General features: G+C 32.8%; 15 protein-coding genes and 1 other RNA gene. 13 read left to right on the forward strand and 3 right to left on the reverse strand.

Going from position 1 to position 13,829, the window contains the following annotated elements; all coding sequences use genetic code 11:
- Window positions 1-28: 28 nt before the first annotated feature.
- Together menA and ACOOWA_RS06575 are read left to right on the forward strand one after the other, a co-directional pair.
- Entirely contained in the window at window positions 29-958 is a 930-nt protein-coding gene (gene menA / locus ACOOWA_RS06570) for a 1,4-dihydroxy-2-naphthoate octaprenyltransferase (RefSeq protein WP_421374045.1), read from the forward strand.
- Between the two features lie 116 nt (window positions 959-1,074).
- Window positions 1,075-1,761, forward strand: a complete 687-nt coding sequence (locus tag ACOOWA_RS06575; RefSeq protein WP_421374046.1) for a metal-dependent hydrolase — start codon at window positions 1,075-1,077, stop codon at window positions 1,759-1,761.
- A 65-nt stretch (window positions 1,762-1,826) separates the two neighbouring features.
- Here ACOOWA_RS06575 and ffs read toward each other — a convergent pair.
- An RNA gene (ffs, locus tag ACOOWA_RS06580) (signal recognition particle sRNA small type) lies at window positions 1,827-1,924 on the reverse strand.
- Window positions 1,925-2,056: 132 nt separating this feature from the next.
- Here ffs and ACOOWA_RS06585 point away from each other — a divergent pair.
- The 10 genes from ACOOWA_RS06585 to ACOOWA_RS06630 all read left to right on the forward strand — a co-directional run bounded on the left by ACOOWA_RS06585 (window position 2,057) and on the right by ACOOWA_RS06630 (window position 10,971).
- The gene (locus ACOOWA_RS06585) at window positions 2,057-2,653 is read left to right on the forward strand and encodes a DUF4199 domain-containing protein (protein WP_421374047.1); all 597 of its coding nucleotides are present in this window, start codon (window positions 2,057-2,059) and stop codon (window positions 2,651-2,653) included.
- 16 nt (window positions 2,654-2,669) lie between these two features.
- A complete protein-coding gene (locus ACOOWA_RS06590; protein WP_267266217.1) occupies window positions 2,670-3,620 on the forward strand; it encodes a glycosyltransferase family 2 protein in 951 nt (316 codons plus the stop codon).
- A gap of 28 nt (window positions 3,621-3,648) precedes the next feature.
- A complete protein-coding gene (locus ACOOWA_RS06595) occupies window positions 3,649-4,380 on the forward strand; it encodes a DUF3667 domain-containing protein (protein ID WP_421374048.1) in 732 nt (243 codons plus the stop codon).
- A gap of 7 nt (window positions 4,381-4,387) precedes the next feature.
- Window positions 4,388-5,089 (forward strand): GIN domain-containing protein, encoded by a 702-nt coding sequence (locus ACOOWA_RS06600; RefSeq protein ID WP_421374049.1) that lies wholly within the window; start codon window positions 4,388-4,390, stop codon window positions 5,087-5,089.
- 74 nt (window positions 5,090-5,163) lie between these two features.
- Window positions 5,164-5,517 carry a four helix bundle protein gene (locus ACOOWA_RS06605; protein ID WP_421374051.1) on the forward strand — a complete coding sequence of 118 codons (354 nt, stop codon included), beginning with the start codon at window positions 5,164-5,166 and terminating at the stop codon, window positions 5,515-5,517.
- A gap of 88 nt (window positions 5,518-5,605) precedes the next feature.
- Window positions 5,606-7,321 (forward strand): phospho-sugar mutase, encoded by a 1,716-nt coding sequence (locus ACOOWA_RS06610; RefSeq protein WP_421374053.1) that lies wholly within the window; start codon window positions 5,606-5,608, stop codon window positions 7,319-7,321.
- A gap of 213 nt (window positions 7,322-7,534) precedes the next feature.
- Entirely contained in the window at window positions 7,535-8,788 is a 1,254-nt protein-coding gene (locus ACOOWA_RS06615) for a pyridoxal phosphate-dependent aminotransferase (protein ID WP_421374055.1), read from the forward strand.
- Window positions 8,789-8,850: 62 nt separating this feature from the next.
- Window positions 8,851-9,573: a 3-deoxy-manno-octulosonate cytidylyltransferase gene (gene kdsB, locus ACOOWA_RS06620; protein ID WP_421374056.1), complete on the forward strand. Its 723-nt coding sequence runs from the start codon at window positions 8,851-8,853 to the stop codon at window positions 9,571-9,573.
- A 142-nt stretch (window positions 9,574-9,715) separates the two neighbouring features.
- Window positions 9,716-10,378, forward strand: coding sequence for a histidine kinase (locus ACOOWA_RS06625; RefSeq protein ID WP_421374057.1), 663 nt, complete (start codon window positions 9,716-9,718; stop codon window positions 10,376-10,378).
- A 14-nt stretch (window positions 10,379-10,392) separates the two neighbouring features.
- Window positions 10,393-10,971: a glutathione peroxidase gene (locus tag ACOOWA_RS06630; RefSeq protein WP_421374058.1), complete on the forward strand. Its 579-nt coding sequence runs from the start codon at window positions 10,393-10,395 to the stop codon at window positions 10,969-10,971.
- 48 nt (window positions 10,972-11,019) lie between these two features.
- Here ACOOWA_RS06630 and ACOOWA_RS06635 read toward each other — a convergent pair whose 3' ends face one another.
- Window positions 11,020-11,673, reverse strand: coding sequence for a metal-dependent transcriptional regulator (locus ACOOWA_RS06635; RefSeq protein ID WP_421374059.1), 654 nt, complete (start codon window positions 11,671-11,673; stop codon window positions 11,020-11,022).
- An 85-nt stretch (window positions 11,674-11,758) separates the two neighbouring features.
- Here ACOOWA_RS06635 and ACOOWA_RS06640 point away from each other — a divergent pair, with 85 nt between their 5' ends.
- A complete protein-coding gene (locus tag ACOOWA_RS06640; RefSeq protein WP_421374060.1) occupies window positions 11,759-12,790 on the forward strand; it encodes a threonine aldolase family protein in 1,032 nt (343 codons plus the stop codon).
- Window positions 12,791-12,886: 96 nt separating this feature from the next.
- Here the strand turns inward: ACOOWA_RS06640 and ACOOWA_RS06645 are convergent, their stop codons facing one another.
- Window positions 12,887-13,390, reverse strand: a complete 504-nt coding sequence (locus ACOOWA_RS06645) for a hypothetical protein (RefSeq protein WP_421374062.1) — start codon at window positions 13,388-13,390, stop codon at window positions 12,887-12,889.
- Between the last annotated feature and the right edge of the window lie 439 nt (window positions 13,391-13,829).

The raw sequence follows: 13,829 nt of genomic DNA on the forward strand, positions 1-13,829 counted from the left end.
ATTGCCCATTATTCATTACTCATAAATTATGACTGATTGGATAAAAGCTGCAAGGCTTAGAACGTTACCGCTATCATTAAGCGGAATTATTATGGGGTCTTTCATCGCAAAATGGAGGCTCAGAGAAGAGGGAGGAATTTGGGACTGGAAAATTTTTGCTTTAGCACTTTTGGTGACTTTGCTTTATCAGGTTCTATCAAACTATGCAAATGATTACGGAGACGGCGTAAAGGGAACCGATGCCAAAAGAATCGGAGAAGCCGAAGCGAGAGCAGTTGCATCGGGAAGAATTACTGCTAAACAAATGAGAAATGCGGTCATCTTATTCTCAATTTTATCTTTTGTAGCAACTATCGCACTTTTATACATCGCTTTCATCCCGGAATTTATGAATGAATTTTATATTTTCATCGGATTGGGAATAGCCAGTATTTTGGCAGCAATCGGATATACAGTTGGTAAAAAACCTTACGGATATATGGGATTGGGAGATATTTTCGTATTCATATTCTTTGGTTTGGTTTCAGTTTGCGGAAGTTATTTTCTGTTTACAAAAACGTTTTCCTGGGATATTCTTTTGCCGGGAACGGCGATTGGAATGATGAGTATGGCAGTTCTGAATCTGAACAATATGAGAGACATCGAAAGCGACAGATTATCCGGTAAAAACAGTCTTGCATTGAGAATAGGATTCAAAAATGCGATGATCTACGAAATGGTTTTATTGCAACTTCCATTGATTCTAATTCTGATCTTTTTAGGGATTAATGGTTTCATTCAGATGCAGAAATATTACGTTTTTATGGTGATGATTCTTATATTTCCTGTAGCGAAAATAAGAAGAAGTATCATGTCTGTAAAAGAACCAAAACAACTTGATCCATTTTTGAAACAAGTAGGAATAATGACTTTAATGATGGCGGTTTTAACGGCTGTAGGTATCAATTATTTTAGTTAAAATATAAACACAAATAACACTAATTTTTCCACTAATAACACAATTAAATTATAGTGAGATTTGTGGAAAAATATTAGTGTAATTTGTATTAAAAATAAAATTTAAATTAAATAAAAATGAAAATACAATATTTAGGACAAAACTGTTTTTTGTTCACGTACAAAAACAAAACGATCTTATGTGATCCCTTTTACAATTACAAAAAAGCTGAATCAGGTTTTGATATCACGGCTCAAAAAATCGATTATGTTCTTTTGACTCACGCTCACGGAGATCATATTGCAGATGTAGGAGAGGTTTTACAACATTATCCGGAAGCGACAATTATCGGTCAGCCAGAAATCTGTGCTTATTTTAAAAATGCCAAAAACACTGACGATGTAAATTTAGGAGGATCTGCAAAAATTGATGATTTAAAAATCAGCATGGTTCCTGCACATCATACAAGTTCATTTCCAGACGGAAGTTACGGCGGAGTTCCTGTAGGATATATTTTCAGACTTCCAGAAGGTAAAAATGTGTATTTGGCAGGAGATACAGGAGTAATGGCAGATATGCAGCTTTTTCCGGCGTTGTATGGAAATTTAGATCTTTCAATTCTTCCGATTGGCGGTCATTACACGATGTGTGCAAGAAAAGCAGCTTTTGCAGCTGCAGAATTATTAAAAACTCCGAAAGTGATCGGGTGTCATTTTGATACATTCCCGGCAATAGAAATCAATCATGAGAGTGCAGCAAAACATTTTGCCGATAAAAATGTAGAATTGGTTTTACCTAAATTAGGAGAAAGCTTTGATATATAAACAAAAAAAAAGAGATTAAGTAATTTTAATAAAATCATCTTAATCTCTTTTCTAAAAAAAATAAAAAATGGCAAGCTACCTAAATCACACCGCTACGACCAATTACCTTTGCTGCGTTCCCACCCTGGAGGATTCTCAGGAGCTGGTTGTTTAGGACTTGCCGTTGCAAAGATAGGAACTTATTTTAAACTTAAAAATATTATTACAGAAAAAATCTTAAGAAAACCCTTTATTAAAGCTAAAACGCTGAAATTTAGACCAATATTTTTTGAGAATTTTTCTAAAAATCAGAATTATGACGAAAAGTCCACTCACCTTAGGAATTTTACTTTATGCCATTACAATGGCTATCTTTTTTGTAGTTTACTCCTTTTTTTCAGGAATTGAATATTTTGATATTACACTGAAAGTCAATGCATTTGTTTTGCCTGTTCTTTACGTTTTATTTGCCTTTTGGTCTGTAAAATCTCACTGGAATAAGCATCAAATGAATTTTAAAGAAGCTTTCAAGAGAGCATTTGTTCCGATGTTTGTTGGCGGAATTTTATCAATTGTAAGTATTTTTACATTCTTAAATTTCATCGATCCGGATGCAAAAAAGCTGTTAAATTATCAATATGTGACAAGACAAAAATCTGAGTTGGATAAAGAATATCAGTCTGCAAAGCAAATTTTAAAGCATCAGAAAGATATTGATGAACTGGAGCAGAAGTACCAGGAAAGTCTTCAAAGATTTGATCCTGTGACAATAAAAAATAAAGATATGTTGACACTGAGTCATTTCTCCGGATATTTTGCAGCGATACTTATATTTTACGTAGTTTTGTCTGTCTTTTTCGGAGCGTTTTTCAGAAAGAAAACAAACCATCAGGAAGTCATTAATAAAGCCTAATTTTTATTAAAATTAAATGAATTTATCTATAGTTATTCCGTTACTGAACGAAGAAGAATCTTTGGAAGAGCTTTTTTCGAGAATTGATAACGTTTGTAAAACCAGCAATTTATCTTATGAAGTCTGGTTTATCGATGACGGAAGTACAGACTTATCGTGGAGCATTATTGAGAATCTGAAAGTGCAGCATCCTCAAATCCACGGAATAAAATTTTCCAAAAATTACGGAAAATCACAAGCTTTACACGCTGCTTTTGCACGAACAAATGGTGATGTAATTATTACAATGGACGCCGATCTGCAGGATTTCCCGGAAGAAATCCCTGAACTGTACAGAATGGTGATTGAAGATAATTATGACATCGTTTCAGGCTGGAAAAAGAAACGTTTTGACAATGTAATGACCAAAAATGTGCCTTCAAAACTGTTTAATGCAGCAGCAAGAAAGGTTTCTGGAGTTTATCTTCATGATTTCAACTGTGGTTTGAAGGCTTATAAAAAACAAGTCGTTAAATCAATCGATGTTTACGGAGATATGCACCGTTATATTCCGGTTTTAGCGGCAAATGCTGGTTTCAGAAGGATTACAGAGAAAGAAGTTCCGCATCAGGCAAGGCCTTACGGAACTTCAAAATTTGGCACTGAAAGATTCGTCCGCGGATTTTTAGATTTGGTAACGCTTTGGTTTGTAAGTCGATTCGGAGGGAGACCAATGCACTTTTTCGGAGCGGTTGGAACGATTATGTTTATTGTCGGTTTCCTATCTGCATTCTGGTTGGGAGTTTCAAAATTAATTGATGTTGCAAGAGGAATTTACGGACATTTAATCACCAATAATCCTTGGTTTTTCATTGCTTTAACCATGATGTTGATGGGAACTTTGCTTTTCATCGCAGGATTTTTAGGCGAAATGATTATCAGAACCAACAGAGAACATAAGAATTATAATATCGACGAAGTGATATAGAGTGAATTAAGAAATTATCATGATGTAAATGAGAAATAAAACTTGTCTGAACTGCGGTCATTTTCTCTCCGGTGAGTTTTGTTCTCATTGCGGACAGAATTCAGATACGGCAAGAATTACTGTTAGTTCGCTCATTAAAAATGATATTCTAGGCTCGATTTGGCATGTTGAAGCTAAATTTTTCTCAACTTTAAAAGATATTTTATTCCATCCAGGTAAAACGGCGATGGATTATATTTCAGGGAAAAGAATCAGATACAGCAATTTTATTTCGTTGTTGCTGATTCTTTTTGGCTTTAATGTGTTGAGTTACCATTATTATGAACAGTTTGCTCCAGAACAAGTTTTAACGAAAAATGTTTCGGATGTAAAAGATTTTTTCTCAAAATATTCGAAAGTCATTTTATTTGTGATTATTCCTATGTTGGCAATCAACGGATATTTAATTTTTAAACGGTTGAAGTTCAATATTGCAGAGCATTTTATCATTGCAACTGTTAGTCTTTTAGGAATATTAATCTTATTTTTGTGGAGTGATATTGTAAGTCTGATTGGTTTGTGGAAACCGGTTTCAAAGATTTTCAATTTTATCGACAAAATTATTTTCGGTCTTTCTATTCTGTTTCCTGCAATTACTTTTTGGAATGCTTTCAAAAAATCATACTCAAAGCCAGGTTTGCTCTGGAGAGTATCGGCTGTGTATGTGTTAATGGGAATAGAAAGTTTCGTCATTTTTGCAGTTTTATATCAACTTTATTAGTTTGAAAATGAAAAATACAGTCTATACTTTATTATTATTGGCGGTTGTTTCCTGCGGTAAAATTTCTCCAAAAGGAAATTTAGAAAAAAAGGAAATTGACGTAGAAGAATTTGTCAATCTTGATTTGGACGGAAAGTTTCGTATTTTTTATGCAAAAGGACCGAAAAACTTTGTGGAGGTAGAAACATATCCTAACATTGCAGACAATCTTAATATTGATGTGGATGACAAAACCCTTTCCATTAAAGAAAGTAGAGGCGTAAAAGGAATTGATTTTTATAATGTGACCATTTATTCAAAATACAATTTAGAAAAAGTGTCACTTTCAGATTCTGTTGAAATGAATATCTCGAGTGAAATTAAAACCGATAATTTTAGATTAAATTTAAAAAATTACGCTACTTTTATGGGTTCGATCAACACAAGAAGAGCGGAAATTGACATGAAAAACAGAAGCCGCGCTAATTTTTTAGGTCAAACTAAAGATGCAGTGATAAAAATCTCAGACACAGCAAGTCTGATTGCTCCTTATTGGAAGATTGAGAATCTTAATTTAGATTCTCAAAACGGAAATTATGCAGAACTGAATGTAAAAGATTCACTGAAAGGAAATGTGAAAAATACGGCAAAGTTTGTATATTATAATGATCCGATCAGAGCTTTTAAAATTGATAAGACCACAAAAGTTGAGAATAAGAAATTGAATTAGGCTGGAAGTTTGAGGCTGGATGATGGAAGGCATATAGGTTTGGAATTTCAAAATTGGTAATCAACGCAAACAAAATGAGTTTTAAATTTGAAAAGTTAATAATTTGGCAAAAGTCTATGGATTATGGAGAAAATATTTATAAACTTACTTTAAAATTTCCAAAAGATGAAGCTTTTAATTTAACCGCTCAAATTAGAAGAGCTTCCGATTCTATTGCATTAAATATTTCTGAAGGAAGTATTTTACAATCAAAACTAGAGTTCAGAAAATTTTTAGGATACTCTATCAGATCATTAGCGGAAGTAGTAACTTGTCTTTATAAAGTAAAAAATAGAAACTATATTGCGGTAGAAGAATTTAATAAATTATATAATGAAAGTTATAGCTTAATGAATCAAATTATAGCTTTCAGAAATCAAATAAAATAATATTAAACAATAAGGCAGGAAGCTGGAAGCTGGAAAACTTCCATCCTCCATCTCCCAACTTCCAGCCAAGAATTTTCAAAATACAAATATGACAACATTAGAAAAAGCAAAACTTTGGTTAGGCGACTCATTTGATCAGGAAACAAAAGAGGCTGTTCAATTATTAATCGACAGCAATTCTCCGGATTTGGAAGACTCTTTTTACAGAGAATTAGAGTTCGGAACAGGAGGGATGAGAGGAATTATGGGTATTGGAACCAATCGTTTAAATAAATATACATTGGGTCAAGCCACACAGGGACTTGCAAATTACATGTTGCAGCAATTTCAAGGTGAGGAAATAAGTGTTGCAATTGCTTACGATGTAAGAAATAACTCAAAAGAATTCGGAAAATTAGTGGCGGATGTTTTAACGGCAAATGGAATTAAAGTTCTTTTGTTTAAAAACCACAGACCAACTCCTGAATTGTCTTTCACCGTTCGTGACAGAAAATGTAACGGAGGAATTGTTTTGACGGCTTCTCACAATCCGCCGGAATACAACGGTTACAAAGTGTATTGGAATGACGGTGCACAAATCGTTCCGCCACATGATGAAGCGATTATCAATGAAGTATATTCCGTAAAATTTGAAGAAATTAAATTTAACGGAAATGACGATTTAATCGAATGGATCGGAGAGGAGCAGGATGATGTTTACATCGATGCCTGTATCGAAAACTCAACATATCAGGATGTTGAAAAAGGCAATTTGAATATCGTTTTCACTTCAATTCACGGAACAACATATACAACGGTTCCTAAAGCTTTGGAAAAAGCAGGTTTTAAGAAAATCGATTTGGTAAAAGAACAGATGATTCCAAGCGGAAATTTCCCGACGGTAGATTCTCCGAATCCGGAAGAACCTGCAGCTTTGGAAATGGCAATGGATTTAGCTAAAATTACCAACGCAGATATCGTCATCGGAACTGATCCGGATGGAGACAGATTAGGAATTGCCGTTAGAAATCTGGAAGGTGAAATTCAATTGTTAAATGGAAATCAGTGTAATACGATTTTAACGTATTATATTTTAGATCAGTGGAAAAAACAAGGGAAAATTACCGGAAAAGAATTTATCGGTTCTACGATTGTAACGTCTGATATTTTCTTTGATATTGCTGAAAAATTCGGCGTTGACTGCAAAGTTGGATTAACAGGTTTCAAATGGATCGGAAAAATGATCCGTGATTTTGAAGGTCAGGAAAAATTCATTTGTGGTGGCGAAGAAAGTTTCGGATTTATGACAGGAGATTTCGTTCGTGATAAAGATTCTTGCGGAAGTATCATCCTTGCTTGCGAAATTGCAGCCTGGTGCAAAGCCAACGGAAAAACAATGTACGAATACCTGATTGAAATTTATCAGGAAACCGGAATGTATTATGAAGGTTTGATTAATATTGTTAAAAAGGGTAGAGAAGGAGCTGAAGAAATTCAGAATATGATGAAGAATTTCCGTGAAAATCCACCAAAATCATTGGCTGGTTCTCCAGTGGAAGAAGTAAAAGATTTTAAAGAACAAACCAATTTCGTAGTTTCTGAAAACGAAAAGCATGTGATGGATGACATTCCAAAATCAAATGTTTTAATATATTATACTCAGGACGGAACAAAAGTCTGCGTAAGACCTTCAGGAACGGAACCAAAAATTAAGTTTTATGTTTCAGTAAAAGAATCAATCACTTCAAAAGACGATTTTGAAGAAACGTTGAAATCTTTAGAACAAAAAATAGAAAAAGTAAGAAGAGATCTTCAGTTGAATTAAAATAAGGTCGCAGAAATTAGGCTTTATATAATAGTTTTAATTTGTTATAATTGAAACCTTATGTTTTTTGCTGTGTAAAATCGCAGATTCGACGAAGTTAAAAGCCTTTGCGAACTTCGAACAGTTACTTGTTAAAAAAGTTTTGCATTAAAACTGAGCATTATCAAACTAATTGCTGCGGCCTAAACCTAAATATCTAAATTAATATAAAAAGTGAAAGTTTCAAAACTAGCAGCGAACCTCATTGGTTCAGAAATTGTAAAAATTGGTAATGAAGTAAACGATTTAAAGGCGAAAGGAGCTGAGATTGCTAATCTTACGATTGGTGATTTAAATTCAAATCTTTACCCTATTCCTGCCGAATTGAAGGAAGAAATTCAAAAAGCCTATCAGAATAATTTAACCAATTATCCGCCAGCAAACGGATTATTGTCATTAAGAACTGAAGTTTCAAAAGACTTAAAAACAAGATGGAACTTAGAGTATTCGGCCAATGATATTCTGATTACAGCAGGTTCTAGACCGTTGATTTATGCAGTATACAAAACTATTGTTGATGAAGGTGATAAAGTAATTTACCCGACGCCATCTTGGAACAACAATCATTACGCATATCTTACTTCTGCAGATGCAATTGAAGTAAAAACAACTCCGGAAAACAATTTCTTACCAACTGCAGCAGAATTGAAGCCTCACTTAGATGGCGCTGTTCTTTTGGCGCTTTGTTCGCCTTTAAACCCTACAGGAACTATGTTTACAGAAGCTCAGTTGAGCGAAATCTGTGAAATGATTTTGGAAGAAAACAGCAAAAGAGGAGCAGACGGAAAGCCACTGTATTTAATGTACGATCAGATATATTCTAATCTTACTTTCGGCGCAAAACATGTTGACCCGGTTTCTCTTTTCCCGGAAATGAGAGAATTTACAATCTATATTGAAGGTATTTCTAAATGTCTTGCAGCAACAGGAGTACGTGTAGGTTGGGGATTTGGTCCTTCCAATGTTATTGATAAAATGAAAGCTTTGCTTACTCACGTCGGAGCTTGGGCACCAAAACCTGAGCAGGAAGCAACTGCAAAATATTTCCAAAATACAGATCATGTTAATTCATTTATCAATGATTTTAAAGGTAAATTAGAAGCCAGTTTAAAAGTTCTTCACAATGGAATTCAGGATTTAAAAGCCAAAGGTTTAGCAGTAGAAAGTATCGAACCGATGGGTGCATTATATCTTACCATTAAATTAGATTACATCGGAAAAACAAAACCAGACGGAACAATTATTGAAAATTCTTCAGACTTGGTTTTCTATCTGATTAATGATGCGGGAGTGGCTTTAGTACCATTCTCTGCTTTCGGGGAAGCAAAATCGGAGCCTTGGTTCAGAGCTTCTGTCGGAGGTTTAGATGTTACAGAAATTCAGGTAATGATGCCAAAATTAGAAAGCGCTCTGAATCAATTGAAATAATTTGAGAAAATTAATGCTTCGTAAGTTCGCTCACGAAGCATTTTTATTAAATATTAAATAAAATGAAAATTATCGCTGTTATACCCGCACGTTACGAAGCCAGTCGTTTTCCTGCAAAACTAATGCAGATTTTGGGTGAAAAAACAGTCATTACAACGACGTATCAAAATGTTGTGGAAACAGGACTTTTTGATGAAGTTTTTGTAGCCACAGATTCTGAGCTCATCTTCAATGAAATTCAAAATCACGGTGGAAATGCTGTAATGACCGGTCAACACGAAACAGGAAGCGACAGAATTGCAGAAGCGGTACAAAATATCGATTGTGATATTGTTATCAACGTTCAGGGAGACGAACCTTTTTTAAAATTAGAACCTTTACAACAGCTGATTGAAGTTTTCAAAGCAGATGAAAATCAGGAAATTTCTTTAGCTTCACTAAAAATAAAGCTTCAAGAAAAAGAAGAAATTGAAAATCCGAATAATGTAAAAGTGATCACAGATAACAGTGGTTTTGCTTTGTATTTCAGCCGTTCTGTAATTCCATTTCACCGTGAAATTTCTTATGATATTGATTATTTCAAGCATATCGGTGTTTATGCTTTCAGAAAACACGCTTTATTACAATTTTCAAAACTCGAAATGAAACCTCTGGAAATTTCAGAAAAAATAGAATGCATCCGTTATCTGGAATACGGAATGAAAATTAAATTAATTGAAACCAATTTTATCGGAGTGGGAATTGATACTCCGGAAGATTTGGAAAAAGCAAGAAAGCTAATTTAAATAGTAGGTTGAAAGTAGAAAGATATAAGTTTGCTGGTGAAAAGTATTACATTGCATAATTATGATATTTTTTATACTGTTAAACTGCTACATTGCTACATTAGACAAGAAAGGCTTATATTTGAATTTATAAATTGATTTAATGAAGAAATTACTTATCGTTTTCGTTCTGATTATTTCGCAATCATCTTTCGCTCAGACTGCTAAAGAAATTATCGACAAAAACATAGAATTATCGGGTGGATTAACCAATTGGAAGCTTTTAAATTCAGTGTTACTTCAGGGGAAAGTAATTTTAGGGATTAAAGATGAATATCCTATCAAAATATATCAGCAAAGACCGAATTTAACCAAAACTGTGATTACAATCGGGAACAAAGAAACGGCTATTGAAGGATATGACGGAACAAAAGGTTATGCAATGAATTATGCAACCAATAAGTTACAGGAATACAAAGAATATATCCCGGAAAGTTTTGATAATGACTTTATTGATTGGGAAAATAAAGGTTTTGAAGCTAAATATTTAGGCAAAGAAAAAGTAGGAGAGATCTACTGTCATAAGGTGGAACTGACAAAAAATGTTAACAAAAACTACTATTATTTTGATACAAAATCGTTCATGCTTTTAAAAGAAATTAAAAAAGAAGAAACTTTAACATATTCAGATTACAAAAAGGTAGGAAATTTGATGATGCCATTCCGGTTAGAATCATCAAGCACAAAAAAAGACGGTGATTATGTAATGCTAATCAATAAAGTGGAAATTAATAAAGTATTTCCTGCAAACAATTTTAAATTTTAAAATAAATATCCGAAATGAAGAAATTTTTTATAGTCCTGATTTCTTTTGTCGCATTTTCAAACAGCTGCGCTCAGAAAAAAAGTGAAGTTTCTAAAGTAAAAACAAATAAAGTTATGTCAAAATCAATCTACGATTACAAAGTTGATGCACTTGAAGAAGGCAAAACAATTAATTTTGCAGATTATAAAGGAAAGAAAATCCTTATTGTAAATACAGCTTCAGAATGCGGATTTACACCACAATATGCAGATTTGGAAAAATTGTCGAATGAATACAAAGACAAACTCGTTGTTGTAGGATTTCCTGCAAATAATTTTGGCGGGCAAGAACCTGGAACAAATGTAGAAATCGGTGCTTTTTGTCAGAAAAACTATGGGGTAACTTTTCCTTTAGCAGCTAAAGTTTCTGTAAAAGGCGAAGATACAGCTCCAATTTTCAAGTATTTAACTGAAAAAGACTTAAACGGAGTGAAAAATTCTGAGATTAAATGGAATTTTACAAAGTTCTTAGTAGACGAAAACGGTAAGTTAGTCGACAGCTTTGAAAGCAAAGTAAAACCTACTGATGAAGCAATAACCAAGTATTTGAAATAGTTATTAGATCATAATTTTAAAGCGGATTAAAAATCCGCTTTTTTTTATTTAATATTTTACCAAAATCTTTTCAGTTGCTTTTTTACTCAAAATCTCAGTTTTTCCTGCAATTTCTATAGTAACAGATCTGTCGAAATCTTCAATTTTAAGAATCTTGATTTTAGTATTTAAGAGAAGATTTCTTTCGGTAAGATAATTCAGAAAAGCATCATCTGATAATGTGACAGATGCAAAAACAACGGTTTCTCCAACTTTACAATTGCTCAACTTTTGTAAATCCTGTGAAATGATATTTCCATCTTTATCAGGAATAGGTTCACCATGCGGATCAAATTTAGGATAGTTTAAAATTTCATCCATTTTGTCAAAGAAAACCTGTGAATGTACATGCTCCAATTGTTCTGCAATTTCGTGTACATTTTCCCAGCCGAAATTCATTTTTTTTACCAGAAACATTTCTGTTAAACGATGCTTTCTGACAACTAAAGCAGCTTCACGTCTGCCTTTTTCGGTAACTTTGAGGGGTTTGTAGGTCTCATAAATTACCCAATTTTTCTCTGCAAATTTTTTCATCATGTTATTAACGCTCGGCATTTTTACATTTAGAAATTTGCTCAGTTCGTTAATCGTTACCTTTCCTTCATGGTCAACTACATGAAACAAAGCTTTCAGATAATTTTCTTCTGTTAATGTTGTTTTCAAAATGTTAGATGATTTTCATTACAAATCTAACAAAATATTTTTTAAATTTTGGTCTTGTTATTTTAAGATTTTTTAATTTTACAGTATGAAATTTTCCTTTAAAAATGATTATTCAGAAGGTTGTCATCCTAAAATTCTAGAATCGCTTCTTCAAAATAATCTCGATCAGCAAGCTGGATATGGTGAAGACAAATATTCTCAAAAAGCAAAAATCTTAATTAAAAATAAAATTGAAAACCAGGATTCTGAAATTTATTTTGTTTCTGGCGGAACTCAGGCAAATCTGATTGTTATTTCTTCAATTTTAAGACCTTATCAGTGTGTAATTTCTGCTGCAACCGGACATATTTTAAATAATGAAACCGGGGCAATTGAAGCAACCGGACATAAAGTTTTAAGCATAGAAAAAGAAGATGGCAAATTAAATCCTTACGATATTATTCCTGTTTTGGAGAGTCATAGAAACGTTCCGCATCAGGTAATGCCGAAGCTGGTTTATATTTCAAATTCGACAGAATTGGGAACAGTTTATTCTAAAAATGAATTACAAAATCTTTCAGAATTCTGCAGAGAAAACGATCTTTTTCTTTTTATGGACGGAGCAAGACTGGGACACGCTTTAACTTCTGAAATAAGTGATTTAACTTTAAAAGATATTGCGGAATTAACCGATGTTTTTTATTTGGGAGGAACTAAAAACGGAGCCTTACTGGGTGAAGCAATCGTCATCAATAATAAAGATTTACAGCCTGATTTTGCATTTAACATTAAACAAAAAGGAGCTTTACTGGCAAAAGGAAGGCTTTTGGGAATACAGTTTTTGGAGTTGATGCAGAATGATCTGTATTTTGAATTAGCCAAAAATGCCAATCAACAAGCGATGAAGATCAAAAATGCTTTGTCTGAAAGGGGAGTGCGGTTTTTGTCTGAAACTTTTACCAATCAGATTTTTCCGATTTTAAGCAATAAAACGATTGAAGCTTTATCTGAAAAGTTTGAATTTTACGTATGGAAAAATATTGATGAAAATTTTTCTGCTGTTCGATTAATAACTTCCTGGAATACTGACAATAAATCTGTTGAAGATTTTATTAACACTTTTAAAAGTGAATTATAATTGAAAAAGCAACTCAAGTTAGTTGCTTTTTCATTAAAATTTATTAAGATTGGTATCGATTTTTTTTAGTCATTCAATAAGAATATTTAATTGAATTTATTTTACAGCATTTGAAACAACTTTACAATCCACCGTCTGCAATTTTTGACCGTCTTTATAAGAAATTTTCTTTTCATCTGAATAACGCATTGCGCCGTTTTCATCTTTTTGATTTCCAATTCCTTCCGTTAAAGTATTTCCTTTCTGAATAAAGAAAATATCTCTTTTGCTTGTAGTTCCTTCAGAAGCAAATTCGTAAGTTAATTTTAAAGTATCACCAGATTTGAAGCCGGATAATTCACCTTTCGAACTGTCTTTTTCATGATTTTTATAAGCCATTTTTCCGGAAAAAGTTCCAAGATTATCATCCAGACTTACAAAAACACTGTCTTTTCCGGTAACACCTAAATAACACAAAGTTTTTGAGCCTAAAGAATCTATTTCAGGCTCTTTAGGAGTTTCTACAGAATCTGTGGCTGTTACAGGGTTTACGGTTTCTGTTTTTTTATTACAGTTCATCAGCAACACAGAAAATACACTGAGAAAAATATATTTTTTCATAATTTCAATAGTTTGTTAAATTTAATTATTAATGTACAGATGATAATTTCATGAATAAAAGTTTTCTAAATTTCAATTTTACAATAAATTTCTAATCGCTGAGAATCGGTTAAAAATTTTTCGTTGAATAGTTTTCCAATTTAAAAGGAAATCAGAAACCACAACTTAGAGCTAAAATCGTTATCTGTTAGCTATTGTAACTTGAGTAAGTTAGTAACAATTATTATGCTAAAACATTATCTAATGATAATCCATTTTCAATAAATAAAAAGTCCTATAATTTATATTATGTTAAATTGGATATTTTCTCAGATTTAAAATTAATGCCCGTCTGTTTTTAATCATTATATCAAAATCGACAGTCTTATTATCTTTCTGAAGGAATCTAAATCACTTTATTTCAGTGTGTTGAGATTCTTTCAGAATGATAAAAATGGAA

Source organism: Chryseobacterium sp. GP-SGM7, assembly GCF_049166575.1.
Taxonomy (GTDB): domain Bacteria; phylum Bacteroidota; class Bacteroidia; order Flavobacteriales; family Weeksellaceae; genus Chryseobacterium.

Coding starts and splice junctions, on each gene's coding strand:
- ACOOWA_RS06585 (WP_421374047.1), top strand. CDS start 2,057: ATGACGAAAAGTCCACTCACCTTAGGAATTTTACTTTATGCCATTACA.
- ACOOWA_RS06590 (WP_267266217.1), top strand. CDS start 2,670: ATGAATTTATCTATAGTTATTCCGTTACTGAACGAAGAAGAATCTTTG.
- ACOOWA_RS06600 (WP_421374049.1), top strand. CDS start 4,388: ATGAAAAATACAGTCTATACTTTATTATTATTGGCGGTTGTTTCCTGC.
- ACOOWA_RS06640 (WP_421374060.1), top strand. CDS start 11,759: ATGAAATTTTCCTTTAAAAATGATTATTCAGAAGGTTGTCATCCTAAA.
- kdsB (WP_421374056.1), top strand. CDS start 8,851: ATGAAAATTATCGCTGTTATACCCGCACGTTACGAAGCCAGTCGTTTT.
- ACOOWA_RS06595 (WP_421374048.1), top strand. CDS start 3,649: ATGAGAAATAAAACTTGTCTGAACTGCGGTCATTTTCTCTCCGGTGAG.
- ACOOWA_RS06625 (WP_421374057.1), top strand. CDS start 9,716: ATGAAGAAATTACTTATCGTTTTCGTTCTGATTATTTCGCAATCATCT.
- ACOOWA_RS06630 (WP_421374058.1), top strand. CDS start 10,393: ATGAAGAAATTTTTTATAGTCCTGATTTCTTTTGTCGCATTTTCAAAC.
- ACOOWA_RS06575 (WP_421374046.1), top strand. CDS start 1,075: ATGAAAATACAATATTTAGGACAAAACTGTTTTTTGTTCACGTACAAA.
- ACOOWA_RS06605 (WP_421374051.1), top strand. CDS start 5,164: ATGAGTTTTAAATTTGAAAAGTTAATAATTTGGCAAAAGTCTATGGAT.
- menA (WP_421374045.1), top strand. CDS start 29: ATGACTGATTGGATAAAAGCTGCAAGGCTTAGAACGTTACCGCTATCA.
- ACOOWA_RS06645 (WP_421374062.1), bottom strand. CDS start 13,390: ATGAAAAAATATATTTTTCTCAGTGTATTTTCTGTGTTGCTGATGAAC.
- ACOOWA_RS06610 (WP_421374053.1), top strand. CDS start 5,606: ATGACAACATTAGAAAAAGCAAAACTTTGGTTAGGCGACTCATTTGAT.